This window comes from Kitasatospora sp. NPDC038210 (assembly GCF_055600605.1).
Map to the genome: position 1 here is coordinate 234,752 of NZ_JBVJYK010000012.1, position 21,782 is coordinate 256,533.

15 protein-coding genes and 1 pseudogene are annotated in these 21,782 nt (G+C 72.1%); 4 read left to right on the forward strand and 12 right to left on the reverse strand.

Annotation, left to right across the window (positions count from 1 at the left end; all coding sequences use genetic code 11):
- Nucleotides 1-298: 298 nt before the first annotated feature.
- On the reverse strand, nt 299-2,227 hold the full coding sequence (locus tag ACZ7KX_RS24815) for a TIGR03960 family B12-binding radical SAM protein (protein WP_470328358.1): 1,929 nt from the start codon (nt 2,225-2,227) through the stop codon (nt 299-301).
- Between the two features lie 491 nt (nt 2,228-2,718).
- Between ACZ7KX_RS24815 and ACZ7KX_RS24820 the strand changes: the two genes are divergently transcribed.
- Nucleotides 2,719-4,020 (forward strand): M14 family zinc carboxypeptidase, encoded by a 1,302-nt coding sequence (locus ACZ7KX_RS24820; protein ID WP_470328359.1) that lies wholly within the window; start codon nt 2,719-2,721, stop codon nt 4,018-4,020.
- A 140-nt stretch (nt 4,021-4,160) separates the two neighbouring features.
- On the opposite strand, the gene rodA is transcribed toward ACZ7KX_RS24820, so the two are convergent.
- The 8 genes from rodA to folC form a co-directional block, all read right to left on the reverse strand.
- On the reverse strand, nt 4,161-5,360 hold the full coding sequence (gene rodA / locus ACZ7KX_RS24825) for a rod shape-determining protein RodA (RefSeq protein ID WP_470328360.1): 1,200 nt from the start codon (nt 5,358-5,360) through the stop codon (nt 4,161-4,163).
- Complete coding sequence (gene mrdA / locus ACZ7KX_RS24830) at nt 5,357-7,732, reverse strand: penicillin-binding protein 2 (RefSeq protein WP_470328361.1); 2,376 nt, start codon at nt 7,730-7,732, stop codon at nt 5,357-5,359. Before mrdA ends, rodA begins: the two co-directional genes overlap by 4 nt.
- A gap of 52 nt (nt 7,733-7,784) precedes the next feature.
- Nucleotides 7,785-8,423 (reverse strand): rod shape-determining protein MreD, encoded by a 639-nt coding sequence (gene mreD, locus ACZ7KX_RS24835; protein ID WP_350525649.1) that lies wholly within the window; start codon nt 8,421-8,423, stop codon nt 7,785-7,787.
- Between the two features lie 3 nt (nt 8,424-8,426).
- Complete coding sequence (gene mreC / locus ACZ7KX_RS24840) at nt 8,427-9,362, reverse strand: rod shape-determining protein MreC (protein ID WP_350525650.1); 936 nt, start codon at nt 9,360-9,362, stop codon at nt 8,427-8,429.
- 97 nt (nt 9,363-9,459) lie between these two features.
- Nucleotides 9,460-10,485 carry a rod shape-determining protein gene (locus ACZ7KX_RS24845; protein WP_030256393.1) on the reverse strand — a complete coding sequence of 342 codons (1,026 nt, stop codon included), beginning with the start codon at nt 10,483-10,485 and terminating at the stop codon, nt 9,460-9,462.
- Between the two features lie 321 nt (nt 10,486-10,806).
- A complete protein-coding gene (gene ndk, locus ACZ7KX_RS24850) occupies nt 10,807-11,220 on the reverse strand; it encodes a nucleoside-diphosphate kinase (protein ID WP_030058261.1) in 414 nt (137 codons plus the stop codon).
- A gap of 108 nt (nt 11,221-11,328) precedes the next feature.
- Entirely contained in the window at nt 11,329-11,682 is a 354-nt protein-coding gene (locus tag ACZ7KX_RS24855; protein WP_470328362.1) for a DUF4233 domain-containing protein, read from the reverse strand.
- A 2-nt stretch (nt 11,683-11,684) separates the two neighbouring features.
- Nucleotides 11,685-13,076, reverse strand: a complete 1,392-nt coding sequence (gene folC, locus ACZ7KX_RS24860; protein ID WP_470328363.1) for a bifunctional tetrahydrofolate synthase/dihydrofolate synthase — start codon at nt 13,074-13,076, stop codon at nt 11,685-11,687.
- Nucleotides 13,077-13,273: 197 nt separating this feature from the next.
- On the opposite strand from folC, the gene ACZ7KX_RS24865 reads away from it, so the two are divergent.
- Both ACZ7KX_RS24865 and wecB read left to right on the forward strand, forming a co-directional pair.
- Nucleotides 13,274-14,707, forward strand: coding sequence for a glycosyltransferase (locus ACZ7KX_RS24865; RefSeq protein ID WP_470328364.1), 1,434 nt, complete (start codon nt 13,274-13,276; stop codon nt 14,705-14,707).
- Between the two features lie 49 nt (nt 14,708-14,756).
- Entirely contained in the window at nt 14,757-15,911 is a 1,155-nt protein-coding gene (wecB, locus tag ACZ7KX_RS24870) for a non-hydrolyzing UDP-N-acetylglucosamine 2-epimerase (RefSeq protein WP_470328365.1), read from the forward strand.
- A 100-nt stretch (nt 15,912-16,011) separates the two neighbouring features.
- Here the strand turns inward: wecB and ACZ7KX_RS24875 are convergent, their stop codons facing one another.
- Together ACZ7KX_RS24875 and ACZ7KX_RS24880 are read right to left on the reverse strand one after the other, a co-directional pair.
- The gene (locus ACZ7KX_RS24875; RefSeq protein ID WP_350525655.1) at nt 16,012-16,536 is read right to left on the reverse strand and encodes a hypothetical protein; all 525 of its coding nucleotides are present in this window, start codon (nt 16,534-16,536) and stop codon (nt 16,012-16,014) included.
- 319 nt (nt 16,537-16,855) lie between these two features.
- Nucleotides 16,856-19,495 carry a valine--tRNA ligase gene (locus ACZ7KX_RS24880; RefSeq protein ID WP_470328366.1) on the reverse strand — a complete coding sequence of 880 codons (2,640 nt, stop codon included), beginning with the start codon at nt 19,493-19,495 and terminating at the stop codon, nt 16,856-16,858.
- A gap of 191 nt (nt 19,496-19,686) precedes the next feature.
- On the opposite strand from ACZ7KX_RS24880, the gene ACZ7KX_RS24885 reads away from it, so the two are divergent.
- The gene (locus ACZ7KX_RS24885) at nt 19,687-20,499 is read left to right on the forward strand and encodes a hypothetical protein (RefSeq protein ID WP_470328367.1); all 813 of its coding nucleotides are present in this window, start codon (nt 19,687-19,689) and stop codon (nt 20,497-20,499) included.
- A gap of 85 nt (nt 20,500-20,584) precedes the next feature.
- Here the strand turns inward: ACZ7KX_RS24885 and ACZ7KX_RS24890 are convergent.
- Nucleotides 20,585-21,726, reverse strand: a pseudogene (locus tag ACZ7KX_RS24890) (IS30 family transposase).
- Nucleotides 21,727-21,782: the final 56 nt, after the last annotated feature.

Sequence of the window (21,782 nt, forward strand, 5' to 3'; positions counted from 1 at the left end):
GTCGGCGCGGGCGGCGGACCGTCGGGCGTACGGCGTGCCAGGGTCGCTCAGTCCTTAGTCAGTTGTCCCCGTCCGGCGTGGCGTGTTCCCGCCACTGTCCGGACTCTGTCACCTCAAAGGGTACGCGCCCCGCCGGCCCGCTCGCTCCGCCCCTGGTCAGCCCCTGGTCAGCCCCTGGTCAGCCGGTGGTCAGCCGGTGGTCAGCCGCACACCGCAGACCCCCGGCCGGAAGGTTCCGACCGGGGGCCCGGGGGTGTGGGGACCGTCACTCGCCGACGTCGCCGCCGCCGACCAACGGCTACTTGTTGACGACCGTCAGCGGCAGCAGCTTCTTGCCGGTGGGGCCGATCTGGATGTCGAGGCCGAGCTGCGGGCACACGCCGCAGTCGAAGCACGGCGTCCAGCGGCAGTCGTCGACCTCGACCTCCTCCAGCGCGTCCTGCCAGTCCTCCCAGAGCCAGTCCTTGTCGAGGCCGCTGTCCAGGTGGTCCCAGGGCAGCACCTCCTCGTAGGTGCGCTCGCGGGTGGTGTACCAGTCGACGTCGACGCCGGTGCCGGCCAGGCCCTTCTCGGCGCACGCCATCCAGCGGTCGTACGAGAAGTACTCGCGCCAGCCGTCGAAGCGGCCGCCGTCGTCGTAGACCGCGCGGATGACCGCGCCGACCCGGCGGTCACCGCGGGAGAGCAGGCCCTCGATGATGCCCGGCTTGCCGTCGTGGTAGCGGTAGCCGATGTTCTTGCCGTACTTGCGGTCGCCGCGGATCGAGTCGCGCAGCTTGGCCAGACGGGCGTCGGTGGCCTCGGCGGACAGCTGCGGGGCCCACTGGAACGGGGTGTGCGGCTTGGGCACGAACCCGCCGATGGAGACGGTGCAGCGGATGTCGTTCTGGCCGGTGACCTCGCGGCCCTTCTGGATGACGTTCTTCGCCATCTCGCCGATCTGGAGCACGTCCTCGTCGGTCTCGGTCGGCAGGCCGCACATGAAGTACAGCTTCACCTGGCGCCAGCCGTTGCCGTACGCGGTGGCGACGGTGCGGATCAGGTCCTCCTCCGACACCATCTTGTTGATCACCTTGCGCATGCGCTCGCTGCCGCCCTCGGGGGCGAAGGTGAGGCCCGAGCGGCGCCCGTTGCGGGACAGCTCGTTGGCGAGGTCGATGTTGAAGGCGTCGACGCGGGTGGACGGCAGCGACAGGCCGATCTTGTCCTCGGTGTAGCGGTCCGCCAGGCCCTTGGCGATGTCACCGATCTCGGTGTGGTCGGCGCTGGACAGCGACAGCAGGCCGACCTCCTCGAAGCCGGTCGCCTTCAGCCCGCGCTCGACCATCTCGCCGATGCCGGTGATGCTTCGCTCCCGCACGGGGCGCGTGATCATGCCGGCCTGGCAGAAGCGGCAGCCGCGGGTGCAGCCGCGGAAGATCTCCACGGACATCCGCTCGTGCACCGTCTCCGCGAGCGGGACCAGCGGCTGCTTCGGGTACGGCCACTCGTCCAGGTCCATCACGGTGTGCTTGGACACCCGCCACGGCACGCCCGGGGCGTTCGGCACGACGCGGCCGATCCGGCCGTCGGCCAGGTACTCCACGTCGTAGAACCTGGGGACGTACACGCCACCGGTGCGGGCCAGCCGCAGCAGCACCTCGTCGCGCCCGCCCGGGCGGCCCTCGGCCTTCCAGGCGCGGATGATCTCGGTGATGTCGAGTACGGCCTGCTCGCCGTCACCGACCACCGCCGCGTCCAGGAAGTCCGCGATCGGCTCCGGGTTGAAGGCCGCGTGGCCGCCGGCCAGGACGATCGGGTCCTCGTCGGTGCGGTCCTTGGCCTCCAGCGGGATGCCGGCCAGGTCGAGCGCGGTGAGCATGTTCGTGTAGCCGAGCTCGGTGGAGAACGACAGGCCGAACACGTCGAAGGCCTTCACCGGACGGTGGGCGTCCACGGTGAACTGCGGGACGTCGTGCTCGCGCATCAGCGCTTCGAGGTCCGGCCAGACGCTGTAGGTGCGCTCGGCGAGCACGCCCTCGCGCTCGTTCAGCACCTCGTAGAGGATCATGACGCCCTGGTTGGGCAGCCCGACCTCGTAGGCGTCGGGGTACATCAGCGCCCAGCGGACGTCGCAGGCGTCCCAGTCCTTGACGGTCGAGTTGAGCTCGCCGCCGACGTACTGGATCGGCTTCTGGACGTGCGGGAGGAGGGCCTCCAGGCGTGGGAAGACCGATTCGACAGTCATGTACTAGGAACCCTTACGACGTGATTCGGTGCCGCGAGTCGGCACGGGAGGGGTGACCCTCAAGGGTAGCCCAATCCGGGGATCGGGCCGTCTGCCCCGGAGCACGGGCCCTCCGCGCTCCGGCGCGACCCCGCCCTTGGGCGCCCGCCCCGGCACGCGCAGTGCGCGCCCGCCGCCCGGCGCCGTCCGCCGTTGACACGCCCGGAGGGCCCGTGCGGTACTGACAGGGCTCCGCCAAGAACCCCTGTGCCCCTTCCGGACAAGGGAGTTGGGTCGTACGCTCGGCCCTCGTCGGAGTTCCCCCGGCGCTGCCCTCTCCCTCCCCCCGCACACGGCCCAGTCCACCCTCACCAGGCCCGTCCCGTGTCCGCCCGGCCGCCGTCCCCGGCCCGCGGTGCCCCGTCCCCCGCCCGCACCCCGTGCGCGGCGGCGCACCGGCGTTCCCGCGCTCCGGCGGCCGTGCGAGCCGTGCGACCGGCGCAAGGAGAACCATGACCGACACCGGTCGGCGGATCCGCCCCCTCCGGACCCTCGACGCCCGGCCGGCCCGCTACCCCACGCCGGCCCAGGCCGAGTGCGCCGCCCGGCGGCTCGCCCTGCGCCACCCGGACCGCTGCCGGCTGCGCGAGGTGGGCCGCTCCCGGGCCGGGCGACCGCTGCTGCTGCTCTCGGTCGACCGCGGCCCGCGCGCCGTCCTCGTGGTCGGCGGCCCGCACCCCAACGAGCCGGTCGGCACCGCCGGGGCGGTCCGGCTGGCCGAGCTGCTGCTGGACCGCCCCGCCCGCCCCGGCCTCTCCTGGCACCTGCTGCTCTGCCTCGACCCGGACGGCGCCGCGCTCAACGCCGGCTGGCTGGACGGCCCGCTCACCATGCGCCGCCACTACGAGCACTTCTTCCGCCCGGCCTTCGAGGAGCAGCCCGAACTGCTGCCCGCCCCCGGCACGGGCCGCCCGCCGATGCCGGAGAGCCTGGCGCTGACCGACCTCATCGACGAGCTGCGCCCGTTCCTGCAGTGCTCGCTGCACGGGGTGGACTTCGGCGGCGCCTTCGTCCAGCTCACCGGCCCGGTGCCCGGACTGTCCGAGCGCTTCGCCCGCTCCGCCGAACGGGCCGGCCTCCCGCTCGACGTGGACTCCTACGACGCGATCGGCTGGGCCAGCCCCGCCCCCGGCACCTACCTGATGCCGGCCCCGGACAGCGCCGGGGTCTCCCGGGCGCTGCCGGACGAGCCCGAGCTGTCCACCTGGGCCTACGCCGCCCGGCTCGGCGCCGTCACCGCCGTACTGGAGGTCCCGATGTGGGCCGTGGACGCGGTCGGTGACGCCCGCCCCCATCCGGCCGGGCCGCAGGCCCTCACCGCCGCCGCCCGTGACCTCACCGCGCGCGCCGAGGAGCTCACCGCCCTGCTCGCCCGCGTCCCCGCGCACGGCCACGAGGCGTACGGCCCGTTGCTGCGCACCGCCGAGTTCAGCCTGGCGGTGGCGCCGCGGGTGGCGCAGGAGTGGCTGGAGCGCTGGCGTCCCGAGCCGCTCTCCTGCTCGCGGGTGACGACCGCCGGACTGGTGGCGGCCCGGCTGCCGTTGCGGGCGGGGTCGATCCTGCTGCGCCTGCTGGCGGACGCCCGGGGCCCGGGCGCGGAGGCGGCCCGCGAGCGTGCCCGCGCCGTGGTCGCCGACAGCCTGGACCGGCTGCGCCACCGCTTCGGGGCCCGCTGGGTGCCGGTGCAGGAGCAGCTGGCGCACCAGTCGCGGGCCGTCCTCACGGCCGCCGACTGCCTGCTCCAGACGCCCTGAGGCACCGCCGACCGCCGTCGGCCGCCCTCACGGCCACCCCGATCGCCGCCGAGCGCCGTGCCGGCAGACGAAGGGCAAGGTGAAGGACAGGACGAAGGGCCGGCCCGGGAGTCCCCGGACCGGCCCCGCCGTGCACCCGCTCAGGCCGCTATCGGCCGTTGGCTGCGAACCGCCTGGAGCAGCCCGACGGCCATCCAGTTCGCGAACATCGAGGACCCGCCGTACGAGACGAACGGCAGCGGGATGCCCGCGACCGGCATGATGCCCAGGCACATCCCTATGTTCTCGAACGCCTGGAAGGCCAGCCAGGCGATGATCCCCGCCGCCACGATCGTGCCGTACAGGTCGGTCGCCTGCCGGGCGATCCGGCAGGCCCGCCACAGCACCACGCCGACCAGCAGGATGATCGCCAGCGCGCCGACGAAGCCCAGTTCCTCACCGGCGACGGTGAACACGAAGTCGGTCTGCTGCTCCGGCACGAACTGCCCGGTGGTCTGCGTCCCGTGGAACAGGCCCTTGCCGGTCAGCCCGCCCGAGCCGATCGCGATCCGGGCCTGCGCGGTGTTGTAGCCCACGCCGTTCGGGTCCAGCTGCGGGTTGGCGAAGGCGGCGAAGCGGTCGATCTGGTACTTGCTCAGCAGCCCGAACTTCCAGATCGCGACGCACCCGGCGGCGCCTGCCACCAGCAGTCCGAGGACCCAGCGGTTCGCCGCCCCGGATCCGAGCAGGATGCCCAGCACGATCGCGGCCATCACCATCACCGAGCCGGCGTCCGGCATCAGCAGCACTATGCCCATCGGCACCCCGGCCCAGAGCAGGCCGCGGAACACGGCCCGGTGCGAGGGGAACTCCCGCTCCCCCGCGTCCACCTGGTCCGACAGCACGACCGCCATCGCCAGGACGATCGCGAGCTTCGCGAACTCGGCGGGCTGGATGGAGAAGCCGCCGCCGAGCTGGATCCACGAGTGCGCGCCGTTGATGGTCGAGCCCAGCGGGCTGAGCGTCGCCAGCAGCAGCACGAGCACGCCGACGTACAGGAACGGCACGATGGTGCGGAAGCGGCGACTCCCTATCGCTATCACCACGGAGCACAGCACCAGGCCGACCACGAAGTTCGTCAGGTGCCGGTACAGGAAGTACTGCGGGTCCCCGTGGGTGAGCGAGTCGCGTCCGCGGGTGGCCGACCAGACCAGCAGCGAGCTGCCGGCCGAGAGGGCCAGCGCGGCCAGCAGCAGTATCCAGTCCAGCCGCCAGAGCGTGGAGTCCTTGGCGAGGGCCTTGGAGACCCCGTTGCGCTGCGGAGCGAGCCGCAGCTGCCGGTAGGAGCCGTAGGAGGTCATGCCCGTCCCCTTCCCGGGCCGCGGCCGGGTTCGAGCGCGGCGTCGGCCGCGGCGTACGACGCCGGGCGGTCGGTCGGCGGTGCCTGGTCGAGGTAGGCCGCCGCGGGGGCCGGGTCGGCCTGTGCCGGGTCGAGCAGCGTCGGCAGCGGCGCGGAGACCGTGGCGGAGGCCGGGACCGGCGCGGAGGCCGACGCGGCGGGCACGGCGGGCAGGGTGGCCGGGGCCACCGGGCCGCCGACGGCCGGGGTCGTACCGGCGGTGAAGGCGGCCGGCTTGATGATCGCGGTGCCGTCCGGGTTGAACTTCGGCAGCTCGCCCTGCGGCGCGGGCAGCAGCGCCTTGCCGTTGTCGACGTTGCCCTTGTCGTCCACGCCGTACAGCGCCTGGTAGATCCGGCGGACGGCGTCGCCGGAGCCGCCGGAGCCGGTGCCGCCCTGGCTTATCGTCATGACGATCGCGTAGTCCTTGCTGTACGTGGTCAGCCAGGAGGTGGTCTGCTTGCCCTCGACCTCGGCGGTGCCGGTCTTGGCGTGCAGCGCGATCTTGTCCTGCGGCCAGCCCGCCCCGGCGAACTTCCAGGCGGCGGTGCCGCTGGTGATGACGCCGGCGGTGGCCTGGTCGATGTAGCTGAGCAGCTTCTGGTCGCCGGGGAACTTGGCGTCCGCCTGCGGGGCGATCTCGCGCACGAGCTCCCCGCCCGGGCTTATCACCGCCTTGGCGATGGTCGGCCGGTAGAACGTGCCGCCGTTGGCCAGCGCCGAGTAGATCCGGGCCATCTGGACCGGGGTGACGAGCGTGTCGCCCTGGCCGATCGCGAAGTTGACGGCGTCACCGGCGCGCATCTGGTAGCCGTCGACGCAGTTCTCCTTGGCGATCTGGTCGGAGAAGCTGTTGCCGCCCTTCTTCGCCTGGGCGCACCAGGCGTCCTTGTTGTTGTCGAAGAAGGACTGCTTCCACTGCCGGTCCGGAACGCGGCCGGTCACCTCGGCCGGCAGGTCGATGCCGGTCTTGGCGCCGAGGCCGAACTCGTGGGCGGTCTTGAAGAACCAGTCGGCCGGGTCCTTCTTCGGCTTGATGCCGCCGTCCTTCAGCCACTGGTCGTTCGCCAGGCCGTAGAAGACGGTGTCGCAGGAGACTTCGAGCGCCTTCTCCAGGGTGATGGAGCCGAAGCTCTCGCTCTCGAAGTTCTTGAACTCGCGGCCGCCGATGGTCATGCTCTTCGGGCACGGGTAGGTGCCGTCCAGCGGGTAGCCGGCCTGCACGGCGGCGGTGGTGGAGATGACCTTGAAGGTCGAACCGGGGGCGGACTGACCCTGTATGGCGCGGTTCAGCAGCGGGAAGTTGGAGTCCTTGCTGGTCAGCGACTGGTAGTCCTTGCCGCTGATGCCGCCCACCCAGAGGTTCGGGTCGTAGGTCGGGGCGCTCGCCATGGCGATGATCCGGCCGGTGTGCACGTCCATCACGACGGCGGCGCCGGAGTCGGCCTCGTAGTTGCGGTTGGTGACCTTGTCGAAGGTGTTCCGGGCGTCCGACATGGCCTGGGCCAGGTTGTCCTCGACGACCTTCTGCACCCGGGCGTCGATGCTGGTGACCAGGTTGTCGCCGGTCTTCGGGGCGACGGCGCCGGCGGTGCCGATCACCCGGCCGAGGTTGTCCACCTCCAGCTTGGTGATGCCGGCGGTGCCGCGCAGGTCGCGGTCGTACACCGACTCCAGGCCGGCCCGGCCGATCTGGTCGGCCGGCAGGTAGCGGTCCAGGCCGCTCTTGTCGGCGGTCTTGCTGACCTCGTCGTCGGTGACCGGCGAGAGGTAGCCGAGCACCTGGGCCATGTTGGCGCCCTCGGCGCCGGTGTAGCGGCGCACGGCGGTGGGCTGCGCGGTGATCCCGGGGAAGTCCTCGCGGCGCTCCATTATCTGCATCGCCTGCTGGGTGGTCGCTTCCTTGGTGACCGGGATCGGCTGGTAGGGCGAGCCGTTCCAGCAGGGCTGCGGGGTCTTGGCGTCGCAGAGCCGGACCTTCTCCTGCACGTCCTTGGCGGGCATCCCCAGGACCTCGGCCAGCCGGGCCAGCACCGCCTTGCCGCCGTCCTTCTGCTGCAGCAGGGAGGTGCGGCTGACCGAGACCACCAGCCGGGTCTCGTTGCCGGCCAGCACCCGCCCGGAGGCGTCCAGGATCTCGCCGCGGACGGCCGGTTCGACCACCTCGCGGATGTGGTTGCCGGTCGCCTTGGCGGTGTACTCCTTGGCGTTGCGGATCTGCAGGTACCACAGCCGCCCGCCGAGGGTGGCGAGCAGCGACAGCACCAGGATCTGCAGCACCACCAGACGGATCGTCACCCGCCGGGTGCGGCCGGTCTCGGGGATGTTGCTCACGTCTCGTGCGCTCCAGGATGCGGGGGAGGTCGGGAGGTCGGGGCCGGGCCGGTTACGGGCGGCGGGCGAAGCCGGGTACGCGCCGCTTCTTGTAGGAGGGGCCGGAGGAGACCTCGCGGGTGGTGCGGTAGCGGGCCAGCGTGCCCAGGCCCGGGCCGCCCTGGTCGTCGTCGGCGGCGGCCACCGGGTCGCGCCCGAAGCGGCGGCCGAGCAGCATCACCAGCGGCACCACGAACGGCGCCAGCAGCAGGTCGTACAGCAGGGCGCTGATCACCAGGCCGCCGAGCCCGACGTGCCGGGCGGCGGTGTCGCCGACCAGGGCGCCGACCAGGGCGTACAGCAGGGTGGAGGCGACCGCGGCGGCGCCCACCACCAGGAGCGCGCTGGAGACGGAGCGCTGGCGGCCGTGCTCGGGGCGCAGCAGTCCGGCGGCGTAGCCCATCAGGCAGAGCACCAGTGCGTAGCGGCCGATGGCGTGGTCGGACGGCGGCGCGAGGTCGGCCAGCAGACCGCCCGCGAAGCCGACGAGGCAGCCGCCGGTGGGTCCGTAGACCATGGCGAGGCCGACCACGACGAGCAGCAGTATGTCCGGGGTGGCTCCCGGGAGCTGGAGCCGGCCGAAGACGCTGACCTGGAGGATCAGGCCGAAGAGGATCAGGCCGACGGAGACGGGGATGCGGGCGAGGCGCATGGCTCAGTTCCCCCCATTGGGCTTGGCGGGCGGGGCGGCGGGCGCGGTGGCCGGGGCCTGGCCCGGGGCGGGCGCGGCGGGGGCCGGCGGCAGCACGGCGTCGCGCGGGTCGGCGCGCGGCGGTACGACCACGACACCGACGAGGTCCAGCCGGGTGAACTGGACGAAGGGCTCGACCAGGACGGTCTTGGTGAGCTGGCCCGCGTTGGCCTGGACCTCGGTGACCTTGCCGATGGGGACGCCGGGTACGAACGGGCGGCCGCTCTGCGAGCCGAAGGTGACCAGCCGGTCGCCGGGCTTGACCTGGGCCTTGCCGTTGAGCAGGGAGACCTTCATGGGGCTGTCGCCGCCGCCGGAGGCGAAGCCGATCTCGCCGGTGCCCTCCAGGCGGGTGCCGGCCGAGAAGCCGGGGTCGGAGGCGAGCAGCACGGTGGCGGTGGTCGGGCCGACGGTGGTGATCCGGCCGACCAGGCCCTGACCGTTGATCACGGTCATGTCGCGGGTGAGGCCGTCGTCGCTGCCGGCGTCGATGGTGATGGTCCAGGAGAAGCCCTGGGCCGGGCCGATCGCGATGACCTGGGCGGCCTTGACGGTGTATCCGCCGGCGCCCGCGGTGCGCAGCAGGTCGTCGAGTTGCTTGGTGCGCCCGGCGGCCATGTCGGAGGAGGCGAGCTTCTGCCGCAGTTCGGTGTTCTCGCGGGCGAGCTGGTCGGTGCGGCCGCTGTTGGTGGCGGCGTCCCGGAAGGCCCGGACGGTGTCGGCGACGGGGTCGACGACGGTGGCGGCGCCGCGTTCGACGGGGCCGAGGACGCCGGCGGCCGCGTGCCGGGCCGGGCCGAGCGGGGAGTCCTCACCGCCCTTGATGTCGACGGTGATCAGCGCGAAGGCGACGGCCACCAGCAGGATGAGCAGCAGCCGGCTCTCTCGTGTGTCCCTCACGGTGCTGGTACTGCCCCTTCGTACCTGGCGGCCGCCCGGGGCCGTGGGGCCCGGGCGGCGGCCCGTTCAGTCGTGTCGGATGTCGTGGTGCGTGGTGCTAACGGCGCGGCTGAGCGTCGAGTACCTGCTGGAGCGCCTCGAATTCCTCGACGCACTTGCCGGAGCCGAGCGCGACGGAGTCGAGCGGGTTCTCGGCGATGTGGATCGGCATGCCGGTCTCGCGGCGCAGTCGCTCGTCGAGGCCGCGGAGCAGGGCGCCGCCGCCGGTGAGCACGATGCCGCGGTCCATGACGTCGCCGGCCAGCTCGGGCGGGCACTGGTCGAGGGTGGTCTTGACCGCGTCGATGATCGAGTTGACCGGCTCGTCGATGGCCTCGCGGACCTCGGCGGCGGAGATGACGACGGTCTTGGGCAGGCCGCTGACGAGGTCGCGGCCGCGGATCTCGGCGTGCTCGTCCTTCTCGCCCTCCAGGCCGAAGGCGCTGCCGATGCTCATCTTGATCTGCTCGGCGCTGCGCTCGCCGAGGAGGAGCGAGTACTCCTTCTTGATGTGCTGGACGATCGCGTTGTCGAGCTCGTCGCCGGCCACCCGGATGGACTGGGCGGTGACGATGCCGCCGAGGGAGATGACCGCGACCTCGGTGGTGCCGCCGCCGATGTCGACGACCATGTTGCCGGTGGCCTCGTGGACGGGCAGGCCGGCGCCGATGGCGGCGGCCATGGGCTCCTCGATGATGTGCACCTGGCGGGCGCCGGCCTGCGAGGAGGCCTCGATGACGGCGCGGCGCTCGACGCCGGTGATGCCGGAGGGCACGCAGACGACGACGCGCGGGCGGGCGAGGTAGCGGCGGCGGTGGATCTTGAGGATGAAGTACCGCAGCATCCGCTCGGTGATCTCGAAGTCGGCGATGACGCCGTCCTTGAGCGGGCGGATGGCGACGATGTTGCCGGGGGTGCGGCCGATCATCTTCTTGGCCTCGGCGCCGACGGCGAGGATGCCGCCGGTGTTGGTGTTCACCGCGACGACCGACGGCTCGTTCAGGACGATGCCCTTGCCCCTGACGTACACCAGCGTGTTGGCAGTTCCGAGGTCGATCGCCAAGTCGCGGCCGATGAACGACAGGTTGCTCGCCATGGGGTGTGGGTGCCTTCCCGGGCTCGGAGTTCATGGTGGGTGGACGACTGCGTGCGCCCACGCTTGGGCGGAGACCAGCTGAGCTGCCTTACCGGGCCCGTGAGTCGCGTCCATCGTAGTCACGCCGCGCGGTACGGACGTCGAGGTGGGGCATAGCGTCCATTGTCCGGAGCGTGATCGCTTCTCCGAGGATTGGGACGCCGTGTCGGCAACCCCAGTTCCCTATTTCACGATAAGAATGCCCCGGCCGGGCCAATGGTCCCGACCGGGGCAGTCCCTAGGTCCTCCGGGCGTGTCGCCCGGCCCGGCTCAGGCGTGCGCCGGGAAGAAGATCTTGATCTCGCGCTCGGCGGACTCCGGGGAGTCGGAGGCGTGGATCAGGTTCTCGCGGGTGATCGTCGCGTAGTCGCCGCGGATGGTGCCGGCCCCGGCCTCCAGCGGGTTGGTGGCGCCGGCCAGCATGCGGATGCCGGGCACGACCTCCTCGCCCTCGACGATCAGCGCGATCGACGGGCCGGAGGTCATGAACTCCAGCAGCGGCTCGTAGAACGGGCGGCCGACGTGCTCCGCGTAGTGCAGTTCCAGCGTCGCCCGGTCGAAGGTGCGCAGCTCGACGGCGGCGAGCTTCCAGCCGGCCTTGCGCTCGATGCGGCTGATGATCTCGCCCGCCAGGCCGCGGCGGACGGCGTCGGGCTTGAGCAGGACGAGAGTGCGCTGGGACACGGTGCGTCTCCTGGGGAATCGGTTCGGCAGACAGTCGGGTCGACGCGGGGGCCGACACGGCAGAGGTTACCTTGCGTACACGGCGTGTCGGTGCGCCAGTCCTCCCGCTCAGGCCTGTACGGCGGCGGCCTCGATGGCGGCGGCGCGGGCGGCCTTGAAGTCGTCCACCTTGCGGCCGTAGTGCACCGAGCACCACCACAGGCCGGCGAAGACGACGCCGAGGCCGAACATGGTCGGCAGGACGAAGCCGCTGGCGATCAGGCCGATCTGCAGCGCCCAGCCGATCTGCACCGCGCCGGGGCGGTTGATCATGCCGCAGAGCACGATGCACAGGGCCATCGCGACGCCGCTGACCGTCCAGATCTCCCCGTTGGAGACGTCGGTGAGCCGCATCGCGACCAGGGCCGCGAACATGATCAGCAGCGCTTCGCCGATCAGTGTCGAGGAGCAGAGCGTCCTCATGTTCACTTCCTCCCGAGCAGCAGGCGGGCCTCGCCCACCGTGATGACCGAACCGGTGACCAGGACCCCGGCGCCGCCGAGGTCGCCCTCCTCCTCGGCGAGGGTGACGGCGGCGGCGATGGCGTCGTCGAGGCGGGGCTCGACCTGGACGCGGTCCTCGCCGAAGACCTCGACGGCGAGGGCGGCGAGCTCGTCGACGTCCATCGCGCGGTGCGTGGAGTTCTGGGTGATGACGACCTCGGCCAGGATCGGCTCGAAGGCCTCCAGCACGCCGGCCACGTCCTTGTCGCCGGAGGTGCCGATCACGCCGACGAGCCGGGTGAAGCCGAAGGACTCGGTGAGCGCGGCGACGGTGGCGCGGGCGCCGTGCGGGTTGTGCGCGGCGTCCAGGACGATCGTGGGGCTGCGGCGGACGACCTCCAGGCGGCCCGGCGAGGAGACGCCGGAGAAGGCCTGGCGGATCTTGTCGACGTCGAGCTGCCCGCCGCGGGCGCCGCCGACGCCGAAGAAGGCCTCGACCGCGGCCAGTGCGAGCGCCGCGTTGTGCGCCTGGTGCTCGCCGTGGAGCGGGATGAAGACGTCCTCGTACTCCTCGCCGCCGAGTCCACGCAGCGTCACCAGCTGGCCGCCTACGGCGAGTTCGCGGCGGATCACGCCGAACTCCATGCCCTCGCGGGCGACGGTGGCGTCGACCTCGACGGCGTGGCGCAGGATGGTCTGGGCGGCGTCCAGCTGCTGCTGGGCGACGACGGCGACGGCGCCGGACTTGATGATCCCGGACTTCTCGACGGCGATCTCGCCGGTGGTCTCGCCGAGCTTGTCGGTGTGGTCGAGGCCGATCGGGGTGATCACGGCGACGGAGGCGTCGATGACGTTGGTGGCGTCCCAGGAGCCGCCCATGCCGACCTCGACCACGGCGACGTCCACCGGCGCGTCGGCGAAGGCGGCGTACGCCATGCCGGTCAGCACCTCGAAGAAGGACATCGGCACCGGCTGCGCCGCGTCGACCATCCGCACGTAGGGCTCGATGTCGCGGTAGACCTCGACGAAGCGCTCGGGGCTGATCGGGGCGCCGTCCAGGCTGATCCGCTCGGTGACGGACTCCACGTGCGGGCTGGTGTAGCGGCCGGTGCGCAGCTCGAAGGTGTTGAGCAGCTGCTCGATCATCCGGGCGGTGGAGGTCTTGCCGTTGGTGCCGGTGATGTGGATGGAGGGGAAGGACCGCTGGGGCTGGCCCAGGATGTCCATCAGCGCCTCGATGCGGTCGAGCGAGGGCTCCAGTTTGTTCTCCGGCCAGCGCTCGGAGAGTTCCACCTCGACGTCCCGCAGGGCGTCGCCGGTGCCGCCGTCGGCGGGGCGGATGGTGTACGGGTTCGGGTCGGCCTTGTCGCTCACGACCACAGTCTACGGAGCGCTGGCGGGGGTTCCTCACAGGGTGAGGGCAGGGGTGAGAACGACCACTTTGTCCAGTCTTTGCCTGTCGCTTCCAGTTTGATCCCTTTACTATCTATTTAGCGAATCTGACCCGCAATGAAGCATCGATTCGCAGCCGATAGGAGCCGCCAGCCTTTGATCGCGAGGAGCACTGCGCCATGCCCGACGCCCTGCACGACTGGATCACGCTTCGCCAGGACGCCGTCGTCTGGGTCGCCGGACTGATCTCCCTGGCCCTCGTGGCCTACATGGCGCTCGTCTTCGGACGCTTCCTCGTGTACTGGGCCGGCTCCCGCCACGCGTACCTGCGCAACCGGCCCGCCGAGCCCGGCGACCCCGCCGCCTTCCGGTGGCACCTGGTGATCCCCTGCCGCGACGAGGAGGCCGTGGTCACCCAGACCCTGGACGGCCTGCGGGCCGCTGCGCCCGAAGCCCACCTGTGGGTGATCGACGACGACAGCGAGGACGCCACCCGCGAACTGGTGCTCGCCTCGGCCGCCCGCGACCCGCGCGTCCACCTCGTCCAGCGCCGCCGCCCACACGCCCGGATCGGCAAGGGCGCCGCCCTCAACGCCGCCTACCGGGAGATCTCAGCCTGGCTCCCCGAGGACACCGACCGCTCCCGCGTGGTGATCGGCGTGGTCGACGCCGACGGGCAGCTCGACCCGGGCACCCTCGCGCAGGTCTGCAACGACAAGGCCCTCGGCCGCCCCGACACCGGCGCCGTCCAGATCGGCGTCCGGATGCGCAACGCCGACGACGAACGCCCGCTGCCCGGGCGCGGACGCACCGCCAACGCCCTCGCCCGCGCGCTGGTGCGGATGCAGGACGTCGAGTTCCAGGCCAACAACGCCGGCATGCAGCTGCTGCGCCGGCGCACCGGCAGCGTCGGCCTCGGCGGCAACGGCCAGTTCGTCCGGCTCGCCGCCCTCGACTCGCTGACCGTCGAGGAGGGCCGCGCCGGACGCCCCTGGCCCGAGCGCGCACTGCTGGAGGACTACGAGTCCGGCCTGGACCTGCGCCTGGCCGGCTGGCGGCTCACCCACGTCACCGAGACCCAGGTCTCCCAGGAGGGCCTGGTCTCGCCGCGCCGCTTCCTCACCCAGCGCACCCGCTGGGCCCAGGGCAACATGCAGTGCCTGCGCTACACCGGCCGGGTCCTGCGCTCCCCGCACTACACCCTGGCCGGCAAGGCCGAGGTGATGTACACCTTCCTGCAACCCGTGGTCTGCGTGCTGCTGGTGCTGCTGTTCCCGCTCTCGCTCGGGATCACCGCCGCCGGGCTGGTGCTCTTCCCCGCCGAGACCGCCGCCTTCCAGCTCAGGTTCGGGCCGTGGATGCTGCTGGTCCTCGTGCTCGCCACGCTGCCGATGGTGTTCTGGGGCCTCGCCTACCGCAAGGCCGTCCACCCCGACCGCAGCCGGCTCACCGGCCTCCTCTGGGGCGTCCTGGTCTGGCTCTACGCCTACCACCTCTTCGTGGTCGCCGCCCGGGCCGCCGTCCGGCTGCTGCTCGGCCGCAACGGCTGGGCCAAGACCCGCCGCAACGCCGAGAAGGTCGCCGCCGGCGCCCCCACCGCGCTCGAATCCTGAGCCGCCCCTCCCCCGCGCTTCCTCCCCACGCCCCCACCGGAGCCCCCGCATGAGCACGTGCCTGCCCCCGTCCAGCGTCGCCGTCGTCCTCGGGACCCGCCCCGAGCTGGTCAAGCTCGCCCCGCTGATCCACGAACTCGGCGACGCCACCCGGCTGGTGCACACCGGCCAGCACTGGGACGAGGCGATGTCCGGCCGCTTCCTGCGCGACCTGGGCCTGCCCCGGCCCGAGCTGCTCACCGGCGTCGGCGGCCGCCCCCGGGCCGGCCAGATCGCCCAGTCCCTGGGCCAGCTGGACGCCGCCTTCGCCGAGGACCGCCCCGCCGCCGTGGTCGTCCAGGGCGACACCAACGCCACCCTCGCCGGGGCGCTGGCCGCCAACGCCCGGGAGATCCCGCTGGTCCACGTCGAGGCCGGGCTGCGCAGCTTCGACCGGGCGATGCCCGAGGAGCACAACCGGGTGATGGTCGACCACGTCTCCGACCTGCTCTGCGCCGCCACCGACGACAACGTCGCCAACCTGCGCGCCGAGTCGCTGGCCGAGGACCGGATCGAGCTCACCGGCAACACCGTCGTCGAGGTGGTCCGCCGTCGGCTGCCGGACGCCGCCGCCCGCGCCGCGCTGCTCGCCGCGCACGGAATGCGCCCGGACGGGTACGTCCTGGCCACCGTGCACCGCCCGGAGAACACCGACACCGCCGGGGCGCTCGGCGCCGTGCTCGCCGAGCTGGACCGGATCGCCCGGGCCGGCACCCCGGTGCTGTTCCCGATGCACCCGCGCACCAGGGCCGCCGTCGAGCGCTTCGGCCTGGAGGGCCTGCTGGAGCGGCTGGCCGTCACCGGCCCGGTCGGCTACGGCGACTTCCTGGGCCTGGCGAGCCGTGCGGCGCTGCTGGTCTCCGACTCCGGCGGCGTGCAGGAGGAGTGCACCGTGCTCGGCCGGCCGCTGCTGGTGGTGCGCCGCTCCACCGAGCGCCCGGAGGCGGTGGCGGCCGGCTTCGCCGCACTGGTGCGGCCCGGCGAGGAGCTGGGCGAGCTGGCCCGCGCCTGGCTCTCCGACACCCCCGAGCGCCTCGCCCGGCTCACGGCCACCCCGAGCCCGTACGGCGACGGCCTCGCCTCCGCCCGGATCGCCGCGCTGACCGCCGCGCTCGCCGGGGCCGCCGACTTCGCCGAGCCCGCGGCGCCGCTGCTGGCGGCCTGAGGCACCGACGGGCCGGACCGGATCAAGTCCCTTTAACCGGAGGGGACTTGTCGACAATCAGCTCCCGCGCGCCGCAGCGATGCCCCGGCCGCGCCGCGGGTCAGACCCCGGCCCGGGCCTCCGGCACGTGGGCGGCGCCGCCGTGCCGGCGGCGCAACTCGGCGGTGATCTCGGCCAGTTCACCCTCGGGCAGCAGCGGCAGCATCATCGCCACGCCCTGCAGCAGCCCGCCCAGCAGGAAGGTGGTGTCGGCCGTCGAGGCGACCAGCCCGCGGACCTCGGCCACCTCACCGGCCGCGACCGCCTCGATCAGCCGGGCGGCGTTGGCGCTCTCCTCGTCCACCGCGACCGCGCCGGTGTCGGCCGGAGCGCGCCGGGCCATCGACCGCAGCACCCGGTCGCCCACCTCGGGGGCGTAGGCCTTGCGGACGGCCTCGGCGGCGATCCAGGCGAGCAGGGTGGTCACCTCGCGCCCGGCGTGCTCGGCGAAGAGCATCTCCAGCTCGTGGTCGAACGCGACCTGGTTGCCGTGCCGGAAGGCGAGCAACAGGGTCGCCGCCCTGGCCTTGGCCTCATCGACCGCCTCGGCAGGCAGTTCGTCGGCCAACTCCTCGGTCACCACCACGCCATGCCCTCCCGTCCGTCGCCCCGTCGGGAACACCCCGCAGGGACGCTCAGCAGAAACGCCTTCGGAAACTCCGTGCACACCGTACACATCCGACCTGCAAACTTCCGCGAACGCGCGCGGGCAAGACCGGAATCAATTCGCTCGGAATAGGACCTCACCCGGTCCAGGATGAATATTCGCCGGAAGGGAGCAATGTTGCTGCGCTATTAGGCGTAACGAAAGCCCCCCGACGCGGCGCCGGGCGCGGAACCCGCGAAACGCCGAGGGGCCGCACCCCGCGCGTCGCGGAGTGCGGCCCCTTGCGGGCGGTACGGGCTCAGCCCTGCGGCAGCGCCGCCAGCTGGGCGGTGATCCGGGCGATGTCCGCCTCGGCGGCCTCCTGGCGGCCCTTGATCTTGGCGACCACCTCGTCCGGCGCCTTGGCGAGGAACGCCTCGTTGCCGAGCTTGGCGGTGGTCTGGGCCTTCTCCTTCTCGGCGGCCGCGAGGTCCTTGGCGAGGCGCTTGCGCTCCGCCGCGACGTCGATGGTGCCGGAGAGGTCCAGCGACACGGTAGCGCCGGCGACCGGGAGCGAGGCGGTGGCCGAGAAGCCCTCCTCGGGGGCGGTCAGCCGAAGCAGCGAGCGGATCGCGTCCTCGTGGGCGGCCAGCGCGGTACCGTCCAGCTCCAGGGCGGCCGGGACGCGCTGGCCCGGCTTGAGGCCCTGGTCCGTGCGGAAGCGGCGGACCTCGGTGACGACCTGCTGCAGCGTGGCGATCTCCGCCTCGGCCGCGGCGTCGCGGAAGCCGCTGTCCTTCGGCCAGTCGGCGATGACCACCGACTCGGCGCCGGTCAGCGTCGTCCACAGCGTCTCGGTGACGAACGGCACGATCGGGTGCAGCAGGCGCAGCGTGACGTCCAGGACCTCGCCGAGCACCCGGCGCGCGGCGTCGGCCTGCGGGCCGCCCTTGGCCAGGGTGGTCTTGGAGAGCTCGACGTACCAGTCGAACACCTCGTCCCAGGCGAAGTGGTACAGCGCCTCGGAGAGCTTGGAGAACTGGTAGTCCTCGTACAGCCCGTCCACCTCGGCGACGGTGCTGTTCAGGCGCGACAGGATCCAGCGGTCGGCCGCGGTCAGCTCCTCCGGCGCGGGCAGCGGGCCCTCGACGGTGGCGCCGTTCATCAGCGCGAAGCGGGTGGCGTTCCAGATCTTGTTGGCGAAGTTGCGGGCCGCCTGGACCCAGTCCTCGCCGATCGGCACGTCGACGCCCGGGTTGGCACCGCGCGCCAGCGTGAAGCGCAGCGCGTCGGAGCCGTACTTGTCCATCCAGTCCAGCGGGTTGACGACGTTGCCGAAGGACTTCGACATCTTCTTGCCGTTCTGGTCACGGACCATGCCGTGCAGCGCGATGGTGTGGAACGGCGGGGTGCCGTCCATCGCGTAGAGGCCGAACATCATCATCCGGGCGACCCAGAAGAACAGGATGTCGTAGCCGGTGACCAGGACGGAGTTCGGGTAGAACTTCGCCAGGCTCTCGGTCTGCTCCGGCCAGCCGAGCGTGGAGAACGGCCAGAGGCCGGAGGAGAACCAGGTGTCCAGGACGTCGGTGTCCTGGTGCCAGCCCTCGCCGGCCGGCGGCTGCTCGTCGGGACCGACGCAGACGACCTCGCCGTTGGGGCCGTACCAGACCGGGATGCGGTGGCCCCACCACAGCTGGCGCGAGATGCACCAGTCGTGCAGGTTGTCGACCCAGTCGAAGTACCGCTTCTCCATCTCCTGCGGGTGGATCTTGACCTTGCCGTCGCGGACGGCGTCGCCGGCGGCCTTGGCGAGCGGGCCGACCTTGACCCACCACTGCATGGACAGCCGCGGCTCGATGGTGGTCTTGCAGCGCGAGCAGTGGCCCACCGAGTGGACGTACGGGCGCTTCTCGGCGACGATCCGGCCCTCGGCGCGCAGCGCGGCGACGATCGCCGAGCGGGCCTCCAGGCGGTCCAGGCCGAGGAAGGGGCCGTGCACGGTGATGACGGCGTGCTCGTCCATGACCGCGATGTTCGGAAGGCCGTGGCGCTGGCCGATCTCGAAGTCGTTCGGGTCGTGCGCGGGCGTCACCTTGACGGCGCCGGTGCCGAACTCCGGGTCGACGTGGGCGTCGGCGACGATCGGGATGCGGCGGCCGGTCAGCGGCAGCTCGATCTCGGTGCCGACCAGGTGCTTGTAGCGCTCGTCCTCCGGGTGGACGGCGACCGCGGTGTCGCCCAGCATCGTCTCGGCGCGCGTGGTGGCGACGACGATGGAGTTCTCGCCCTCGCCGTAGCGGATCGAGACCAGCTCGCCGTCGTCGTCCTGGTACTCCACCTCGATGTCGGAGATGGCGGTCAGGCAGCGCGGGCACCAGTTGATGATGCGCTCGGCGCGGTAGATCAGCTCGTCGTCGAAGAGCTTCTTGAAGATGGTCTGGACGGCCTGGGACAGGCCCTCGTCCATCGTGAAGCGCTCACGGGACCAGTCGACGCCGTCGCCCAGGCGCCGCATCTGGCCGGAGATCTGGCCGCCAGACTCCGCCTTCCACTTCCAGACGCGCTCGACGAAGGCCTCGCGGCCCAGGTCGTGGCGGGACTTGCCCTCCTTGGCGAGTTCCCGCTCGACCACGTTCTGGGTGGCGATGCCGGCGTGGTCCATGCCGGGCTGCCACAGGGCCTCGTAGCCCTGCATGCGCTTGCGGCGGACCAGGGCGTCGATCAGCGTGTGCTCGAAGGCGTGGCCCAGGTGCAGGCTGCCGGTGACGTTCGGCGGGGGGATGACGATGGTGAACGGAGGCTTGTCGCTCTTCGCGTCGGCGCTGAAGTACCCACGCTCCACCCAGCGCTCGTACAGCTCGCCCTCTACGTCCGCGGGGGTGTAGGTCGTCGGGAGGGTTGCTGCTTCGTCCCCGGCGGAGGTGCTCACGGGGCGCTGGTTCGTCGTGTCGGTCACGACGCACAGTTTACGTAACCGGGGGGGCGGGTTACGAACCGCTTTCGGTCCGCGGACGCGCCACGCCCGAACGGGCCCGTGTCCGGCGCCGTGCGGTAGCGTGCCCGGGCACTCGTCCGGTTGACCGGACGTGCACGGAACGACTCCACACCGAGACAGGCCGCGGGTGCGGCGGGGGAGCACAGACGCAGATGTACGGCCAGGGACAGCAGTATCCGCAGGGACAGCCGCCGCAGCAGCCCTACGGGGGGCCGCCGCCGCAGTACGGCGCCCCGCAGCAGCCTTACGGCGCTCCGCAGCCCCAGTACGGCTACCCGCCGCAGCAGCCCTACGGCGCTCCCCAGCAGCCGTACGGCGCGCCGCCGCAGGCCCCGTACGGGCAGCCGGGCTACCCGGCGTCTCCGCCGCCGAAGGGCAAGGGCGGCCTGGTCATCGGCCTGGTGATCGGCGCGCTGGTGCTGGGCGGCGGCGGCTTCGCCGCGTGGAAGTTCCTCGGCGGCAGCGGCTCGGGCGGCAAGTACAAGATCACTTCGCCGCAGACCCTGGCCGACGGCTACGTCCAGAAGTCGTCCAAGGAACAGGCCGCCGACATGAGCAAGCCCGAGGCGTCCAAGCTCGGCACGGACCTCCACGTCCTGGTCGCCAGCTACAGCAAGGGTTCGGACGCGATGGACACCTTCTCGGTGATCGGCGTCTACGGTGACCTCAACGACCCCGGGCAGATCATCGAGGACTCCAAGAAGGACAGCGGCGGCCTGTCCGTGTCGATGACCGACTTCCCCGCGCAGGACGCCAACAACTCCTCGGCGAAGCTCTCCTGCGGCACGTCGACCATGCTCGGCAAGCCCGGCCCGACGATCTGCGTGTGGGCGGACAAGTCCACCACCGGTCGGGTTTCCTTCACCAAGGTCAGCCTGAGCGGCGGCAGCAGCCAGGCGCTCACTGCGGAGCAGGCGGCCGCCAAGACCCGGACCATCCGCGACGCCATGGTCGTCGCCAGGTAGCACCCGCGCCGCCCGCGCACGCACGCGAAGGGCCCCGCACCGGATCGGCGGTTTCTAACGGTCGTTGCAGCACGTGGTCGGTTGTCTAGGCCGCGATGAGTTTATGCAGACGCTCGGCTGGGGTTTCCCAGCCGAGCGTTTTGCGTGGACGGCGGTTGAGCTGATCGGCGACGGCGGTCAGGCGCTCGGGGGTGTGCGCGGACAGGTCGGTGCCCTTGGGAAGTACTGCCGCAGCAGACCGTTCGTGTTCTCATTGGAGCCTCGCTGCCAGGGGCTGGCCGGGTCGCAGAAGTGGACCGGGACGTCGGTGGCGAGGGTGAAGCTCTTGTGGGCGGCCATCTCGGAGCCTTGGTCCCAGGTCAGTGACCGCTTCAGGTGGGAGGGCAGGGCCTGGACCGTCTTCACCAGGGTGTCGCGGACATGCTCGGCGGTGCGTCCGTTCGGCAGGTGCAGGAGCATCACGTAGCGGGTGTGGCGCTCGACCAGGGTCCCGATCGCCGAGGCGCCGTCCTTGCCGATGATCAGGTCGCCTTCCCAGTGCCCGGGCACCGCGCGGTCCTCGGCCTCGGCGGGGCGTTCGCTGATCATGACCATCGGGTCGATGAAGCGCGGCTTGCGGCAGTTGGCCTGCCGGTGGGGGATCCGGCGGGCGCGTCCGGAGCGCAGGGCGCCGGCCAGTTCGCGGCGAAGCTCGCCGCGGCCCTGGATGCAGAGCGCCTGGTAGACGGTCTCGTGGACCACGTGCGTCTCCGGCCGGTCGGGGAACTGGACCCGCAGAGCGTGGCATATCTGCTCCGGGCTCCAGCGCTCGTCCAGCATCGCCTGGACCGCCTCCCGCAGCTCCGGATTCGAGAGGATCCTGCGGGGCTTGGGGCGGGGCCGGCGGGCGTCGGCGCGGGCCTGGGCGGCGTGCGGGCGGTAGTGCCACTGTCCGCGGGTGTCGTCGGTGCGGTTGCGGCGGATCTCCCGGCTGATCGTGGAGGGACTGCGGCCCGGTTCGGCGGCGATCCGTCGGACCGTGGCCTTCTCACGCAGCCGGTCGGCGATGTGGATCCGCTCGTCCTCGCCCGGGTACCGGGAGACACCGGAAGGCGGCACCACCGAGTGGATCGGTGGTGCCGCCTTCTGCCGACGGTCGGCGCCGCGGCCGTTGCGCCACTTGCGGCCGGTCCGCTGATCGATGCCCACGATCCGGCACGCCTCTGCGTTGCTGTAGCCCTGCTGCATGAGCCGGGAGTATGCCGCCCGCTCCCTGCTCAGCCTCACGGGCCCCTGAGCCGTCC